Genomic DNA, 14,132 nt, shown 5'->3' with positions numbered 1-14,132 from the left:
GGTCGTGCGGCTCCTTCAGCCCTTGAGGTGCTCGGGGTACAGCGCCTGGAGGGTCCGGCGTATGCCCTCCCGCCAGCCGACCGTGCAGGGGCCGGTGAGTTCGCGGCGCAGCGTGGGGTCGAACTGGTAGGTCTCCCGGGTCACCTCGCTGGGCACCAGCTTGGCCTCGATCCCGGTCAGCTCCTCCAGGTACCGCACGCAGTCGGTGATGCCGACGGACTCGTCGCCGCCCCAGTTGACCAGGGTGGCCGGGGTGGCGGCGGCCTCCCACAGCCGGGGCACCTGGGCGACCAGGTCGTCGGTGTACAGCAGCGAGCACCAGTTCTGGCCCTCGACCGGCACCGGGATCGGCTCACCGGCGAGCATCCGCTTGAAGTACAGCATCGGCACGCCGCCGTAGCCGCCGGGCCCGTAGGCGATGTTGAGCCGGGCGATGGTGGTCGGCAACCCGAGCACCTGGGCGAAGGCCCGGACGGTGCCCTCCGCGGCGATCTTGCCGACCGGGTAGGCGGGCAGCCAGTCGGCGACGCCGTCCACCGGGTCGGTCTCGGTGTACTTGTGGTCCAGCGTCCGCCGCTTGTACAGCGCGCCGGTGGAGACGAAGAGGAACGCCTCGGCGGTGCGGCAGTGGGTCATCAGCCGTCCGCAGGCCACCGAGTTGACCTCGACCGCGGCGTTGAAGTCGCCGTCCTCGCCGCGGCGCACCGCGGAGTGGACGACATGGGTGAAGTCGGTCGGCAGGTCCCGGTACGCCTCCTCACCGAGGTCGTCCATGTCCCAGCGGAACGTGGTGATGCCGCGGGCGCGCAGCTCGTCCTCGACGCCGGGGGTGCCGAACCGGCCCAGGCACCACACCTCGTTGTGCTCGGCCAGCGCCTCGGCCACCGGCCTGGCCACCTGGCCGGTACCGCCGGTGACCAGGATCTTCTTCCCTTCCAACCTCTTACTCCCCATCGTCGGTCACCGGGCCGTCGCCCAGTGCGCGGTCGAGTTCCCTGCGCAGGATCGCCTGGAAGGCCGCCACGTGCTGCGGCCCCATCAGGGTGTAGTGCTCCCCGGGCACGTCGATGTACCGGTTGGGCTCCCTGGTGTGCTCGTCCCACCGGCGCAGCTCGTTCTCCAGCCAGTCCTCCTTGGTGCCCCGCAGCGGGATGGCGTAGAAGACCGTCATCGAACGTGTGGTGCCGGTGGGAGTGTAGGTGCGGCCCAGGTCGGTGAGCCCGTTGGCCAGCTCCGCCCAGGCGCTGAACTTCGCCAGGTCCAGGTCGAGGTCGCGGAGCCGGTCGGCCGGCGCGATGCGCAGGAAGTGGGCCAGCTGCTCCTCCCTGGGCAGGTGGCGCAGCTGGTCCGGCAGGTCCAGGGACTGCTTTTTGTTGATCAGGTCCAGGAAGAAGGCGAGGTTGGCCGCGGTCTCGACGAAGTCCAGCTCCTCCATCCGGTACTTGATGTGCGGTGGGAGGTTGAAGCTGCCGACGAAGTCCACGCGCTCGCCCTCGGCCTCCAGCGCCTTGGCGATCTCGAAGGCGACCGCGCCGCCGTAGGAGTAACCGGCCACGGCGTAGGGCCCGTGCGGCTGCCGCCGCCGGATGGCCGCCACATAGGTGGTGACCATCTCCTCGAAGCTGCCGAACGGCTCCTCGCCCTCGTTGAAGCCGCGGGCGCGCAGCGCGTGGAAGGGGCGGTCGCCGACGAAGTACTTGGCGAGGTTGACGAAGACCAGGACCTCGCCGACGCCGGGGTGGACGCAGAACAGCGGGGTCTTGTCGCCGTTGGGCTGGAGCGGCACCACCGGGTCGTAGGCGCCGGTGCCGCCCGCCCGGTCGCTGTCGAGGTGGGCGGCGAGGGCGCGCGCGGTGGGGTTGGTGAGGACCGTGATGATCGGCAGGTCGGCCACGCCCAGCCGGCGCTCCACCTGGCGGCGCAGCCGGAGGATGTCGAGCGAGGTGCCGCCGAGGTCGAAGAAGCTGGCGGTGGCGCTGATGTCCTCGGGCGCCGCGTCGAACATCTCGGCGTAGATCTCGGTGAGGACCCGCTCGGTGGCGGTGGCGGGCGGGGTGTGGCCGCCCAGCCGCCGCCGGGTCAGCTCGGCGACGCGCGCGATCACGTCGTCGTAGCCGCCGGACTCCAGGGTCCGGCGCATCCGCTGGCGCAGCGTCTTGCCCAGGCTGGTCTTGGGGAAGGCGTCCTTGGGCAGCGGGAGGACGTGGGTGGGCCGGAAGCCCCAGAGCATCACCACGGTGGAGCGGATGGCGGTGAGCAGCCGGTACAGGTCGGCCTCGTCGCTGCCCTCGGGGCCGTTCTCCGGGTTGACGGCGATGACCAGCTGCTCGGTGTCGCTGCCGGGCCTGCGGGTGGGGAAGGCCGCCACGTAGCCGCCGGAGACGCCGTCGAGCTGTTCCAGCACGGCCTCGATCTCGTGGCTGAAGTAGTTGACGCCATTGACGATGATGCTGTCCTTGGAGCGTCCCACGAGGGTGAGCCGGCCGCCCTCGTCGATGCGGCCCAGGTCGCCGCTGCGGAACCAGCCGTCGGGGGTGAACGCCTCCCGGGTGGCCTCCTCGTTGCGGTAGTAGCCGCTGGTGATCATCGGGCCGTTGAGCTGGAGTTCCCCGGTCTCGCCGGTGGGCAGGGGGTTGTTGTCGTCGTCCGCGACGCGGATGCGCAGCCCCTTGACGGGGGTGCCGAGGTTGGCGAACTCGTTGCCGGCGTCGGCGGCCGGGAACTCCCGGTTGTAGATGCTGCCGGCGCAGGTCTCGGTCATCCCGAAGGCGGGCCACAGGGCCGAGCCGCGCAGCCCGTGGGGGGCGTAGCCGGCGAGGAAGGCCTCCCCGGTGGCCACCACGTTGGCCTCGCCGCCGCTGACGATGTGCCGCAGCGCGCTCAGGTCCAGACCGGGGCCGCCCTTCTCCTTTTCCTCGGTTATTTTCTGCGCGGCCGCGTTGAGCGGGCCGAGCAGAAAGTTCGGGGTGAAGGTCATGGTGACCCGGTAGCGGGAGACTATTCGCAGAAACTGAAGCGGGTCCTCAAGTATGACGGAGGCCGGCGCGTGCAATTGGTTCGCGCCCACGTAGAGCGGCAGCAGATGCGCTTCGAGGAGCGCGGCGACATGGTCGTAGGAGATCCAGTTGAAGGTGGTGTCCGCGGCGGTGAGCTGCTGTTTGTCCGACTTGCCCGCCATGGAGGCGAGGAGATTCGCATTGGTCAGCATGACGGCCTTGGAATTCCCGGTGGACCCCGAGGTGAGGACCAGGAACGCGAGGTCACCGGGGGCCGCCCGGTGGATCTCGGTCGCCGGCGGCCCGCCGCGCAGCCCCTCCAGCGGGGCCACCCGAAGGCCGGGCACGTCCGGCAGTTCCGCGCGCATCGCCTCGGTGGTGACCAGCAGGGGACGTTCCAGCAGCTGGTCGATGTGGGCGAGCTGGGCCGCCCAGCGCGCGGGGTCGCCGGGCAGCGGGACCATCGGGCACGGGACGAATCCGCCCAGGACACAGGCCCACAGCACGGCGAGGAAATCACGCTGCCCCGCCAGCAGCAGGGTCACCTTGTCCTGCGGCTTCAGTCCTTGTTCACGCAGCCCGGTGAGGATGGTCAGGGCGGCGTCCAGCAATTCACCGTAGGACTGGAAAACGGATTCACTTTCCACATCGCCGGGCAGGTAACGCACTCCGGCGTCCGGGTGTTTTCTCGCGGCGCGCACCAGAACCTGAGCGATAAACTCCAGGTCCTGCGCGTTTTCCGGCACGGAAAGCTTCATGGGTTTTACTGTCATAGTCCCCACTGACCTCTTCCCTCCCGATTCTGAGGAACTGAAGGTAACAGTCGCGAACATATGTACTCCACGATCCTCTAGTGAGGCTCTAGTCAGGCTCTAGTGGTAATGGACAGCTGAGATTAATACGCCGCCGAGGACCGGCTCCGCCCCGGCGCGGCCCCGCCCCGGTCACCTGGGACGGGGGTCCGGGCACGCCGCCTCCGCTTCGGCCGCCCGGCACACCGGCCGGCCGGCGGCCCGGTCCCCGGATTCCGTCCGGGGACCGGACCCTCCGCCCCTCCGCCCGGGTCCGGAGCGGCACGCACACCGCCCCCCGGGGGCACCCACGGGCACGGCGGCCCCGGGCGACGGGTCCGCGCCACCCGGGGCGGGGACGCGCCAGGCGGCGCTCTCGCCCGGCCTCGGACCACACCACCCGGCCTCCGGGCCCGATCCCGCCCGCGGCTTCCGGCTCCCGCCCCGCCCGCGCCTCGCGACGGCTTCCATCCCGCCCGCGCCGCGGCCCGGCTCCCGTCCCGCCCGCACCGCTCAACCTCCGGGCCCGGCGCGGAGTCAGGTCGTAAGGGGGCCCGGTCCCGGCCGGGCCCCGTCCCGCCCCCGGCGGACCCGACATGACCCGAGCAGACCCGAGAGGTACGGCACATGACCCGGCACCAAGCGCTCGCCCGACGGATGTGGCACCACCTGGAGGGACTGCACGCCTGCCTGTACTTCGCCCCGCAGGCCTTCGAGGAGGCCGCCGCGCTGGGCTACGACAACTCCAGCCGCTGGCCCAGCTACTTCGCCTGGCGCGCCGCCCCGCTGGGCGCGGCCGGGCCCGAGCTGGTCACCGCCACGTTCCACAGCTTCAGCCCGCGGACCGTGGCCGAGCACGTGCCCGGCGTCTGGTCGGTCGCCACGCCCGAGGAGGTGCTGGCCGCCCGGCTTCGCGCGGTGGACCGGACCTACCGCGCGCTGGCCCCGGAGGTGATCGGCGGCCGGGAGATCGCCGAGGCGGCGGCGCTGGCCACCGAGGCCGCCGGGTACGCCGACGCCGCGGGCCGTCCGCTCGCCGCCGCCAACCGCGACCTGCCCTGGTCCGACGAGCCGCACCTGGCGCTCTGGCAGGCGCTCACGGTGCTGCGCGAGCACCGCGGCGACGGCCACCTCGCCGCCGTGCTCGCCGCCGGGCTGGACCCGTGCGAGTCCCTGGTGTCCTTCGCCGCGGTGGACGCCGCGCCGGAGGAGAACTTCGCGGCCCGCGGCTGGAGCCCGGAGCAGTGGGCGGCGGCCCGCGAACGGCTGGCGGAGCGCGGCTGGGTGGACGGGGCCGGCAAGGCCACCGAGCGCGGCCGGCAGGGCCGCGACGACATCGAGCGCCGCACCGACCTGCTCGCCGCGGGACCCTGGCGGGCGCTGGGCGAGGAGCGCGCCGAGCGGCTCGCCGCGCTGACCCTCCCGCTGCTGGCGGCGGTCTTCGGGTCCGGGATGCTGCCCGCCCGGAGCACGCTGGGGATCGGCACCGTCCAGGTCACGTACGACTGACCGGCCGGCCGTGCCCGGAACCCCTTGACCTCATCTTTGGTTGAGGTCCCAGGATCGTGGTGACCGCCCGGCCGCCGGGCGGACACCACGATCTTCTGGGGAGACCTCCATGTCCACGTCCGACTCCGCCCCGCAGCCGTCGACCGTGTCCACCACCGCGCATCCCGACCCGGCCCGGCCCGGGGTCGGCGCCCCGATGTTCAGCACCTGGCGGGTGGGGACGCCCGAGCGGCAGCGGACCGTCGCCGACGCCATCGCGGCCACCTGGGAGAAGCGACCCTGGCCGGCCCCGGACCTGCTGTCGTACGGCATCTACGCGGCCGCCGACGGCGACACCCTGATGCACTACTCGCAGTGGACGAGCGAGGAGGCGTACTTCGCCTTCTTCCACAACCACCGGCAGGAGCGGAACGACGAGATCGACGCCGCCGTCCCCGGGATCGAGCGGGTCGGGCTGTCCCGCTACCGGCTGTACCGCAGCCATGTGCCGGACCCCGTACGGCGGGCCGCCACGGAGCCCGGGCTGATCGTCACCGTGGACATCCACTTCGACGCCGCGACGGCCGGCCGCCGCACCGAGTGGATCGACACCGTCATCGGCGCGCTGGACGAGGGCGCCGAGGAGCACCGGGAACTGCTGGGTGCCCACTTCCACCTGCTGGAGAACGGGGCGAAGCACCTGGGTTCGGCCGCCGACCGGGTGCTCAACTACGCCGAGTGGACCAGCGAGGAGGCGTACGAGACGGCCCAGGGCGCCGACCGGCCGGGCTGGCACCGGGTGCGGGACTTCCCCGGCCACCGGCAGGTGACCGGCACCCGCTACCGCCTGCTGCGCCACCTGACCCCGCGCGGGTGAGCGGCCCGGTCCGGCCGCCCGGCCCGGCGGGCGGCCGGGCCGGAGAACGGGCGGCCGGGCGGAGAAAGGGTGGCCTGGCTGCCGGGCGGCCGGCCGACCGGGCCGAAGGACGGGAGGCCTGGCTGCCGGCCGGGTGACCGGTCCCGGCGGGCGGCCGGACGACCTCTCCCGGCGGATGGCCGGGTGGCGGCTCGTCAGACGGTCAGCACGACCTTGCCGAACAGGTCGCCGCCGGCCATCTTCTCGAACCCCTCGCGCGCCCGGTCCAGCGGCAGCACCGAGTCGATGACCGGCCGCACCCCGTGCGCCGCGCAGAAGCTCAGCAGGTCCGCCAGCTCCTCCTTGGTGCCCATGGTGGAGCCGACCACCTTCAGCTCCAGGAAGAAGATGCGGTTCAGCTCGGTGGCCTTGGGGTCGGGGCCGGAGGTGGCACCGGAGATGACCAGCGTGCCGCCGGGCCGCAAGGACTTCACCGAGTGGGACCAGGTGGCCGCGCCGACGGTCTCGATGACCGCGTCCACCCGCCGCGGCAGCCGCTCCCCGGCGAACGCGCCTCCGCCCCAGCTCGACCGCCCGGCGCCGCGGTCTCGTCACGGCTGGTGGCGAAGACCCGCAGGCCCGCGGCGGCGGCCAGCACGATGGCGGCGGTGGCCACGCCGCCGCCCGCACCCTGCACCAGGACCGAGTCACCGGGGCGCACCCCGGCGTTGGTGAAGAGCATCCGGTAGGCGGTCAGCCAGGCCGTGGGCAGGCAGGCGGCCTCCTCGAAGGAGAGCTCGCGGGGCTTGGGCAGCAGGTTCCAGGTGGGCACCGTCACCTGCTCGGCGAAGGTGCCCTGGTAACGCTCGGTCAGGATGGAGCGGGGCTCGTGCGGGCCGACGCCGTGCCCGCTCTGGCCGATGACGGAGTGGAGGACGACCTCGTTGCCGTCCTGGTCCACACCGGCCGCGTCACAGCCGAGGATCATCGGCAGCGACTCCTCGCCGAGACCCACCCCGCGCAGCGACCACAGGTCGTGGTGGTTGAGGGAGGCGGCCCGGACGTTGACGGTGCTCCAGCCGGGGCGCGGGTCCGGTGCGGGGCGCTCGCCCAATTCCAGGCCGGCCAGCGGCTTGTCCCGGTCGATACGTGCGGCGTAGGCAGCGAACATGGCCCCGACCATAGGACCCGGGCGGGTCGGTGCGGAACCGCGCCCGGGTGTGACACGCGACGCGTACGGGTGTTCCCGCCCGTACGCAGCCGTCCCGGGCCGCGCGGGGCCCGCGGGGCGGTACGGAACCGCGCCGGCGGGCCCGGGCCGGTACGAACCGCGCCGGCGGGCGCGGGCCGTCCGCGCCCGCCGCCGGATCTCCGGCGCCCGGGAACGACGGAGCGGCACGGGCCGTGGGGCCCGTGCCGCTCCGTGGGGCGTGGTGGGCGGGTGCCGGCGGCCGGATCGGGCCGGGCCCGCCGGTGTACCGCCGGCGCGGTGCGCGTCAGCGGCGGGCGACGCCCTCCGCGCGGGCCGCGGCGGCGACCGCGGCGGTGACCGCGGGGGCCACCCGCTCGTCGAACGGCGAGGGGATCACCTTGTCCGGCGTCAGCTCGTCGGCCACCACGGCGGCCAGCGCCTCGGCGGCGGCGAGCTTCATGCCCTCGGTGATCCGGGAGGCGCGCACCTGGAGGGCGCCCGCGAAGATCCCGGGGAAGGCGAGGACGTTGTTGATCTGGTTCGGGTAGTCGCTGCGGCCGGTGGCGACGACCGAGGCGTACTTGTGCGCGATGTCCGGGTGGATCTCCGGGGTGGGGTTGGCCATCGCGAAGATGAAGGCGCCCGGCGCCATCTTCGCCACCGCCTCCTCCGGCACCGTGCCGCCGCTGACGCCGACGAAGACGTCGGCACCGTCCAGCGCGGTGGCGAGCGAACCGCTGAGGCCCGCCTTGTTGGTGTAGCCGGCCAGCTCGCGCTTGACGTCGTTGAGGTTGTCGCGGTCGGCGGAGACGATGCCCTTGCTGTCGCAGACGGTGACGTCGCCGATGCCCGCCTCGACCAGGATCTTGGCGATGGCCACGCCCGCGGCCCCGGCGCCGGAGATCACGGCGCGCAGCGAGCCCAGCGCGCGGCCGGAGAGCTTGGCCGCGTTGCGCAGCGCCGCGAGGGTGACCACCGCGGTGCCGTGCTGGTCGTCGTGGAAGATCGGGATGTCCACCCGCTCCTGGAGCTTGCGCTCGATCTCGAAGCACCGGGGGGCGGAGATGTCCTCCAGGTTCACGCCGCCGAACGACGGGGCGAGGCGGACGACGGTGTCCACGATCTCGTCCACGTCACGGCAGTCCAGCGCGATCGGGACCGCGTCCACGCCGCCGAACTGCTTGAAGAGGATGGCCTTGCCCTCCATGACGGGCAGGGAGGCCTCCGGGCCGATGTCGCCGAGGCCCAGGACCGCGCTGCCGTCCGTGACGACGGCGACGACCTGGGACTTCCAGGTGTAGTCGTGGACCAGGTCGGGCTGCTCGGCGATGGCGCTGCACACCTTCGCGACGCCCGGCGTGTAGGCCAGGGACAGGTCGTCCTTGTTCCGCACGGGCACGGTCGCCTGGACCGCCATCTTGCCGCCCCGGTGCAGCGCGAAGGCAGGATCGAAAGGCTCGTCCTGATCACCGGTGGCGCTGTCGCTGCGAGGATTCACGATCTCCGCTGACACTGTAGTTGACCCCTTTGTCGTATTTCTGGTGAGGGTAGCCGTTCCTGATCGAGGAAAACGGGCGGGCACCGCATGTGCTTCCCGGACGGCAGATAGCTGCCAGTCCGGGAACACGTACGCGGGCGCGCCGCACACGCGCCCTGAGCCCCGGGTGAGGGGTGTAGCGGTCTGTTCTACCGGAAGAAAACTTCCAGGACGAGCGAGTTCCCTCACCGCCCCGGAAGGACACCCGGCGTTCACGGCGAATGCGGCACAACAGACACCAAATGTCCATATCCTGAGACACCGACGGGTGAGGAAGCTCTCATTCCGTTTGTCTCCGCCGCGGTCCGGCGCGGTGTTCCGGCCCGGCGTGGCACGGGGGTCGCCCGTTATCCGATTTTGACATGACTGGCAGCCCGATCGGGTCCGTCCGGATGGCAGGATGCCCCAATCACACGAGGTGGCGGCACTCGAAGAGGTGTTCCGGCCACCGGTCTCCCGCTCATCCGCCAGGAGGAACCGCATGACCGCAAGCACCACCCGTCGGTCCACCGCAGCCAGGTCCCGATGGGCCGCGACGGGCGCGATCGCGGTCACCGGCGCGCTGCTGCTGTCGGGCTGCGGCGATCAGCGTGACAAGGTCACCAACACCGACACCTCCGGCAAGCCGCCGCTCTTCAGCTTGCTGCCAAAGGAGATCCAGTCGGCCGGCGTCATCAAGGTGGGGTCGGACATCAACTACCCGCCGGTCGAGTTCCGCAAGGGCAACGAGGTCGTGGGCATCGACCCGGACATCGCCGAGGCCCTCAGCAAGCAGCTCGGGGTGCGGTTCGAGTTCTCCAACGGCACCTTCGACACCCTGCTGAGCGGTATGCGGTCCGGCCGCTACGACATCGCGATGTCGGCGATGACCGACAACAAGGGCCGTCAGGAGGGCATCGACCCGGACACCGGCAAGAAGGTCGGCAAGGGCGTCGACTTCGTGGACTACCTGACCGCCGGCGTGTCCATCTACACCCGCAAGGGCGACACCCAGGGGATCTCGACCTGGGACGACCTGTGCGGCAGGAAGATCGTCGTGCAGCGCGGCACCACCTCGCACGACCTGGCCAAGGCCCAGTCGAAGAAGTGCGACAAGGACGGCAAGAAGACGATCTCGATCGAGGCCTTCGCCAACGACACCGAGGCCCAGACCCGGCTGCGCGGCGGCGGCGCCGACGCCGGCTCCAGCGACTTCCCGGTCGCGGCGTACGCGGTGCGCACCTCCGGCGGCGGTGACGACTTCGAGCTGGTCGGCGAGCAGGTCGAGGCCGCCCCGTACGGGATCGCGGTGAGCAAGGACGACGCCCAGCTGCGGGACGCCCTGAAGGCCGCGCTCGACGCGATCATCCGCACCAAGGACTACGAGAAGGTCCTGAAGAAGTGGGGTGTCGAGGCCGGCGCGGTGGACCAGGCCACCATCAACGGCGGCAAGTGATCCCGTCCGACCCCCGCTCACGCTGAAAGGCACGATCCGTGACTGCTGACATCGAAAAGACGGGACCGGGCGGCACCCCGCCGGGCACCGCGCCGGAGGCGATCAAGGCCATCCCGGTCCGCCACTACGGCCGGTGGATCTCCGCCGTGGTGATCGTCGCACTGCTGGGCATGCTGGTGTACGCCTTCTCCCAGGGCGACGTGAACTGGGGCGCCATCCCGGACAACTTCTTCAACGACGACATCCTCGAAGGCGTCGGCAAGACCATCTGGATCACCATCGCCGCCATGGCGCTCGGCGTGGTCCTGGGCATCGTCCTCGCGGTGATGCGGCTGTCGAAGAACCCGGTCACCCAGGCAGTCGCCTGGGGGTACATCTGGTTCTTCCGCGGCACCCCGGTGTACGTGCAGCTGCTGATGTGGTTCAACCTCGGCCTGATCTTCAAGTACATCAACCTGGGCCCGATCTACCAGGACGAGTGGTCGGACTTCATGACCCCGTTCCTCGCCGCCCTGCTGGGCCTGGGCCTGAACGAGGCCGCGTACATGGCCGAGATCTGCCGGGCCGGCCTGCAGTCGGTGGACGAGGGCCAGACCGAGGCCGCGCAGGCGCTGGGCATGAGCCACGCCAAGACGCTGCGCCGGGTGGTGCTGCCGCAGGCGATGCGGGTGATCGTGCCGCCGACCGGCAACGAGTTCATCAACATGCTCAAGACCACCTCGCTGGTGATCGCCGTGCAGTACTGGGACCTGCTCCAGGCCGCGCAGACCCTCGGCCAGAACACCGGCGCCCCGGCGGAGACCCTGTTCCTCGCCGCCACCTGGTACCTGATCCTCACCTCGGTGCTGAGCGTGGGCCAGTACTACCTGGAGCGGTACTACGCGCGTGGCTCCAGCCGCGCGCTGCCCCCGACCGTCTTCCAGCGGGTCCGCGCCAACCTGCTGTCCTTCAGCAACCGCCCCGCACGAGGAGGTACCCGATGACCCCCATGGTGAAGGCCGAGGGCGTCCACAAGTCCTACGGAGCCGTCGAGGTGCTCAAGGGGATCGACCTGGAGGTCGCTCCCGGTGAGGTGTTCTGCCTGATCGGCCCCTCCGGCTCGGGCAAGTCCACCTTCCTGCGCTGCATCAACCACCTGGAGAAGATCAACGCCGGCCGGCTGTACGTGGACGGCGAGCTGGTCGGCTACCGGCAGCAGGGCAACAAGCTGTACGAGCTGAAGGACCGCGAGGTGGCCGCCAAGCGGCGCGACATCGGCATGGTCTTCCAGCGCTTCAACCTGTTCCCGCACATGACGGCCGTGGAGAACGTCATGGAGGCCCCGGTGCAGGTCAAGGGCGAGTCCAAGGCCGTGGCGCGGGAGCGCGCGCTGAAGCTGCTGGACCGGGTCGGCCTGGCCGACAAGGGCGGCAACTACCCCTCGCAGCTCTCCGGCGGCCAGCAGCAGCGGGTGGCGATCGCCCGGGCCCTGGCCATGGAGCCCAAGCTGATGCTCTTCGACGAGCCCACCTCGGCGCTCGACCCGGAGCTGGTCGGCGACGTGCTGGACGTGATGCGGGACCTCGCCGAGGACGGCATGACCATGGTCGTGGTCACCCACGAGATGGGCTTCGCCCGCGAGGTCGGCGACTCGGTCGTCTTCATGGACGGCGGCGTGGTCGTGGAGGCCGGCAACCCGCGCGAGGTGCTGACCAACCCGCAGCACGAGCGGACGAAGTCGTTCCTGTCCAAGGTGCTCTGACCGCGCCGGACGGGCCACGAGGGCGGTACGGACCACCGGGTCCGTACCGCCCTCGCGCGTCCGGCGCCCGGCGCGGCCCGCGCCCGCCCGGGCTACGGGAGGCCGGCCGGCTACTTCAGCGCCAGCACCGCCGCGTCGGTGACCGAGCACCACACCGGCCGGGCCTCGGCGAAGCCCGCCTCACGCAGCGCCGTCACGTGCCAGGCCGGCGGCTGCGCCTGGTCCTCGCCGTGGTCGCCGGGGAGGAGCGGGTTGCCGAGGATCGCGAACCGCTCGGCCGCCGCGTCCGCCAGCAGCGGGTCCTCGGTCACCGAGCGCCACCAGTCGGCCCAGTCCAGCGCGCCCTCGGCCCGGGCCCGCTGCTGCCGGGCGTGCCGGAACGCGCGCTCCGCCTCGTTCAGCCGCGGGGTGCTGCCGTCCGGCATGTGGTCGGCGTTGACGAACAGCCCGCCGTCCCGGACCACACCGTGCAGCTGCCGGTACAGCACCCGGAGCCGGTCGGCGGTCAGCCAGTGCAGGGCGGTGGAGGTGAGCACCGCGTCGTACGTGGCGTGCGGCAGCTTCTCCGGCCAGTCCGGGTCGCGCAGGTCGGCGGTGACGAACCGGGCCCGGGACTCGCCGGCGAAGGAGCCGCGGGCGATGGTCAGCAGCGCCGGGTCCAGGTCCACCCCGGTGCTCTCCGCCCCGGGGAAGCGGCGCAGCAGGCGGTCGGTGACGCTCCCGGTGCCGCAGGCCAGGTCCAGCACCCGGGGCTCGGGGCCGACGACCGCCTCCACCGCGTCCAGCATCACCCGGAACCGCTCCTCGCGGTCGGGCAGGTACCACTCCTGCTGCCGGTCCCAGCTCTCCTGCCAGGCGCGCCAGTGCGACACGGCGACGGTTTCCGTCATGGCACCCCTTCCAAGTCGTAATACCCTCGAAAGCGCGTTGTCCATTACGGACCCTAACCCCGCCCTCGTAAGGACCACAAGTGGAACTGGCTTATTACTCGGACTGGGCCGTGCGCCTGGTGAACAGCGAGGAACCCGTCCGCGGCAGTGACACGCTCACCTCGGTGGAGGCGGTCCGCGCCCTGTTCGGGGCCTCGCAGCAGGCCGCCCGCCGGGCCACCGACGCCGACGTCACCCGGCTGCGCGGGGTGCGCGCCCGGCTGCGGGCGGTGTTCGAGGCGGCGGCGGAGGGGGACGAGGTCCGGGCCGTGGACCTGCTCAACGCGCTGCTGCTGGAGTTCCCGGTGAGCCCGCAGATCTCCGGGCACGAGTTCCGCGACGAGGACGGCCGCCCCAAGTGGCACCTGCACATCGCCGACCACGCCGCCAGCGCCGGGGCCGGCTACGCCGCGACCGCCTGCATGGGGCTCGCCTTCCAGCTCACCGAGCTGGGGGTGGACCGGCTGGGCCTGTGCGAGGCGGCCCCGTGCCGCAACGTCTACCTCGACACCTCGACCAACCGCTCCCGGCGGTACTGCTCCGACCGCTGCGCCACCCGGGCCAACGTCGCCGCCTACCGCGCCCGGAAGCGCCTGGACGCCGAGCGCGGGGAGCGGCCCGGGGACGAGGAGGCCGCCGCCCCGCCGGCCGGGCGGCGGCCCAGCGGCCTGACCGCCGAGGCCGCCCAGCCCAGCAGCGCGCCGGCCGACCGCTGAGCCCGGTCGGTGGCGCGCGGCACCGGACGCAGCCGCAGCACCGCCCGGCCCACCACCAGCTCGTCGGGGACCACCCCGAACTCCCGGCTGTCCGGTGTCGCGAACGGGTTGTCCCCCAGCACCCACCAGCCGCCGTCCCGCCGCTCGGCGAGCCGCTTGACGATCCACAGGTCCTGCTGGAACGGGTGGCGCAGCATCACCACGTTCCCCGGGCGCAGCGTGGCGCCGTAGCGGATCACCAGCCGGTCCCCGGGCAGCAGGGTCGGGGTCATCGACGGGCCGTACACCGTGGCCAGCCCGATCCGCAGCAACCCCTGGGAGTCACGGTCCTGCTCCGGCCCGCGATCGCGCACCTGGTCCTGCATCCGGCCACCTCCGGTCGATCCTCCATCAGCCCCAGGCTGCCACTGGACTTTTGGCCTAAGCCCCCCGGGCCGCCCGAGAAAAGCCT

At 72.1% G+C, this 14,132-nt stretch carries 10 protein-coding genes and 2 pseudogenes; 6 read left to right on the top strand and 6 right to left on the bottom strand.

The features are described from left to right. Window positions 1-15 precede the first annotated feature (15 nt). Both IHE55_RS20215 and IHE55_RS20210 read right to left on the bottom strand, forming a co-directional pair. On the bottom strand, window positions 16-954 hold the full coding sequence (locus tag IHE55_RS20215) for an NAD-dependent epimerase/dehydratase family protein (RefSeq protein WP_232265639.1): 939 nt from the start codon (window positions 952-954) through the stop codon (window positions 16-18). Next, window positions 944-3,754 carry a non-ribosomal peptide synthetase gene (locus IHE55_RS20210; RefSeq protein ID WP_232265638.1) on the bottom strand — a complete coding sequence of 937 codons (2,811 nt, stop codon included), beginning with the start codon at window positions 3,752-3,754 and terminating at the stop codon, window positions 944-946. The genes IHE55_RS20215 and IHE55_RS20210 overlap by 11 nt, the downstream gene beginning before the upstream one ends. A gap of 660 nt (window positions 3,755-4,414) precedes the next feature. Between IHE55_RS20210 and IHE55_RS20205 the strand changes: the two genes are divergently transcribed. Together IHE55_RS20205 and IHE55_RS20200 are read left to right on the top strand one after the other, a co-directional pair. Continuing rightward, window positions 4,415-5,296 (top strand): SCO6745 family protein, encoded by an 882-nt coding sequence (locus IHE55_RS20205; protein ID WP_197990297.1) that lies wholly within the window; start codon window positions 4,415-4,417, stop codon window positions 5,294-5,296. A 109-nt stretch (window positions 5,297-5,405) separates the two neighbouring features. Beyond that, window positions 5,406-6,152 carry an antibiotic biosynthesis monooxygenase gene (locus IHE55_RS20200; RefSeq protein WP_197990296.1) on the top strand — a complete coding sequence of 249 codons (747 nt, stop codon included), beginning with the start codon at window positions 5,406-5,408 and terminating at the stop codon, window positions 6,150-6,152. 194 nt (window positions 6,153-6,346) lie between these two features. Here IHE55_RS20200 and IHE55_RS20195 read toward each other — a convergent pair. Together IHE55_RS20195 and IHE55_RS20190 are read right to left on the bottom strand one after the other, a co-directional pair. Then, window positions 6,347-7,302 (bottom strand): annotated as a pseudogene (locus IHE55_RS20195) (zinc-binding dehydrogenase). A 325-nt stretch (window positions 7,303-7,627) separates the two neighbouring features. Next, a complete protein-coding gene (locus tag IHE55_RS20190) occupies window positions 7,628-8,836 on the bottom strand; it encodes an NAD(P)-dependent malic enzyme (RefSeq protein ID WP_197990295.1) in 1,209 nt (402 codons plus the stop codon). 505 nt (window positions 8,837-9,341) lie between these two features. On the opposite strand from IHE55_RS20190, the gene IHE55_RS20185 reads away from it, so the two are divergent. Genes IHE55_RS20185 through IHE55_RS20175 form a run of 3 tightly spaced genes read left to right on the top strand, consistent with a single transcriptional unit; the run spans window position 9,342 to window position 12,036 of the window. Next, window positions 9,342-10,295 carry an ABC transporter substrate-binding protein gene (locus IHE55_RS20185; RefSeq protein WP_197990294.1) on the top strand — a complete coding sequence of 318 codons (954 nt, stop codon included), beginning with the start codon at window positions 9,342-9,344 and terminating at the stop codon, window positions 10,293-10,295. Between the two features lie 38 nt (window positions 10,296-10,333). Next, complete coding sequence (locus tag IHE55_RS20180) at window positions 10,334-11,278, top strand: amino acid ABC transporter permease (RefSeq protein WP_197990293.1); 945 nt, start codon at window positions 10,334-10,336, stop codon at window positions 11,276-11,278. Next, entirely contained in the window at window positions 11,275-12,036 is a 762-nt protein-coding gene (locus tag IHE55_RS20175; protein WP_269671498.1) for an amino acid ABC transporter ATP-binding protein, read from the top strand. Before IHE55_RS20180 ends, IHE55_RS20175 begins: the two co-directional genes overlap by 4 nt. Window positions 12,037-12,146: 110 nt before the next feature. On the opposite strand, the gene IHE55_RS20170 is transcribed toward IHE55_RS20175, so the two are convergent. After that, entirely contained in the window at window positions 12,147-12,926 is a 780-nt protein-coding gene (locus IHE55_RS20170; RefSeq protein ID WP_197990292.1) for a class I SAM-dependent methyltransferase, read from the bottom strand. An 80-nt stretch (window positions 12,927-13,006) separates the two neighbouring features. Between IHE55_RS20170 and IHE55_RS20165 the strand changes: the two are divergent. Further along, window positions 13,007-13,495 (top strand): annotated as a pseudogene (locus tag IHE55_RS20165) (CGNR zinc finger domain-containing protein); the annotation flags it as partial. Window positions 13,496-13,539: 44 nt separating this feature from the next. Here IHE55_RS20165 and sodX read toward each other — a convergent pair. Continuing rightward, entirely contained in the window at window positions 13,540-14,046 is a 507-nt protein-coding gene (gene sodX, locus IHE55_RS20160; RefSeq protein WP_197990291.1) for a nickel-type superoxide dismutase maturation protease, read from the bottom strand. Between the last annotated feature and the right edge of the window lie 86 nt (window positions 14,047-14,132).

The sequence above is a fragment of the Streptomyces pactum genome (assembly GCF_016031615.1).
In the GTDB taxonomy this organism is placed as follows: Bacteria; Actinomycetota; Actinomycetes; order Streptomycetales; family Streptomycetaceae; genus Streptomyces; species Streptomyces pactus.
The sequence above is the reverse complement of the archived record's forward strand: the minus strand, read 5'-3'. Positions and strand labels throughout refer to the sequence as shown.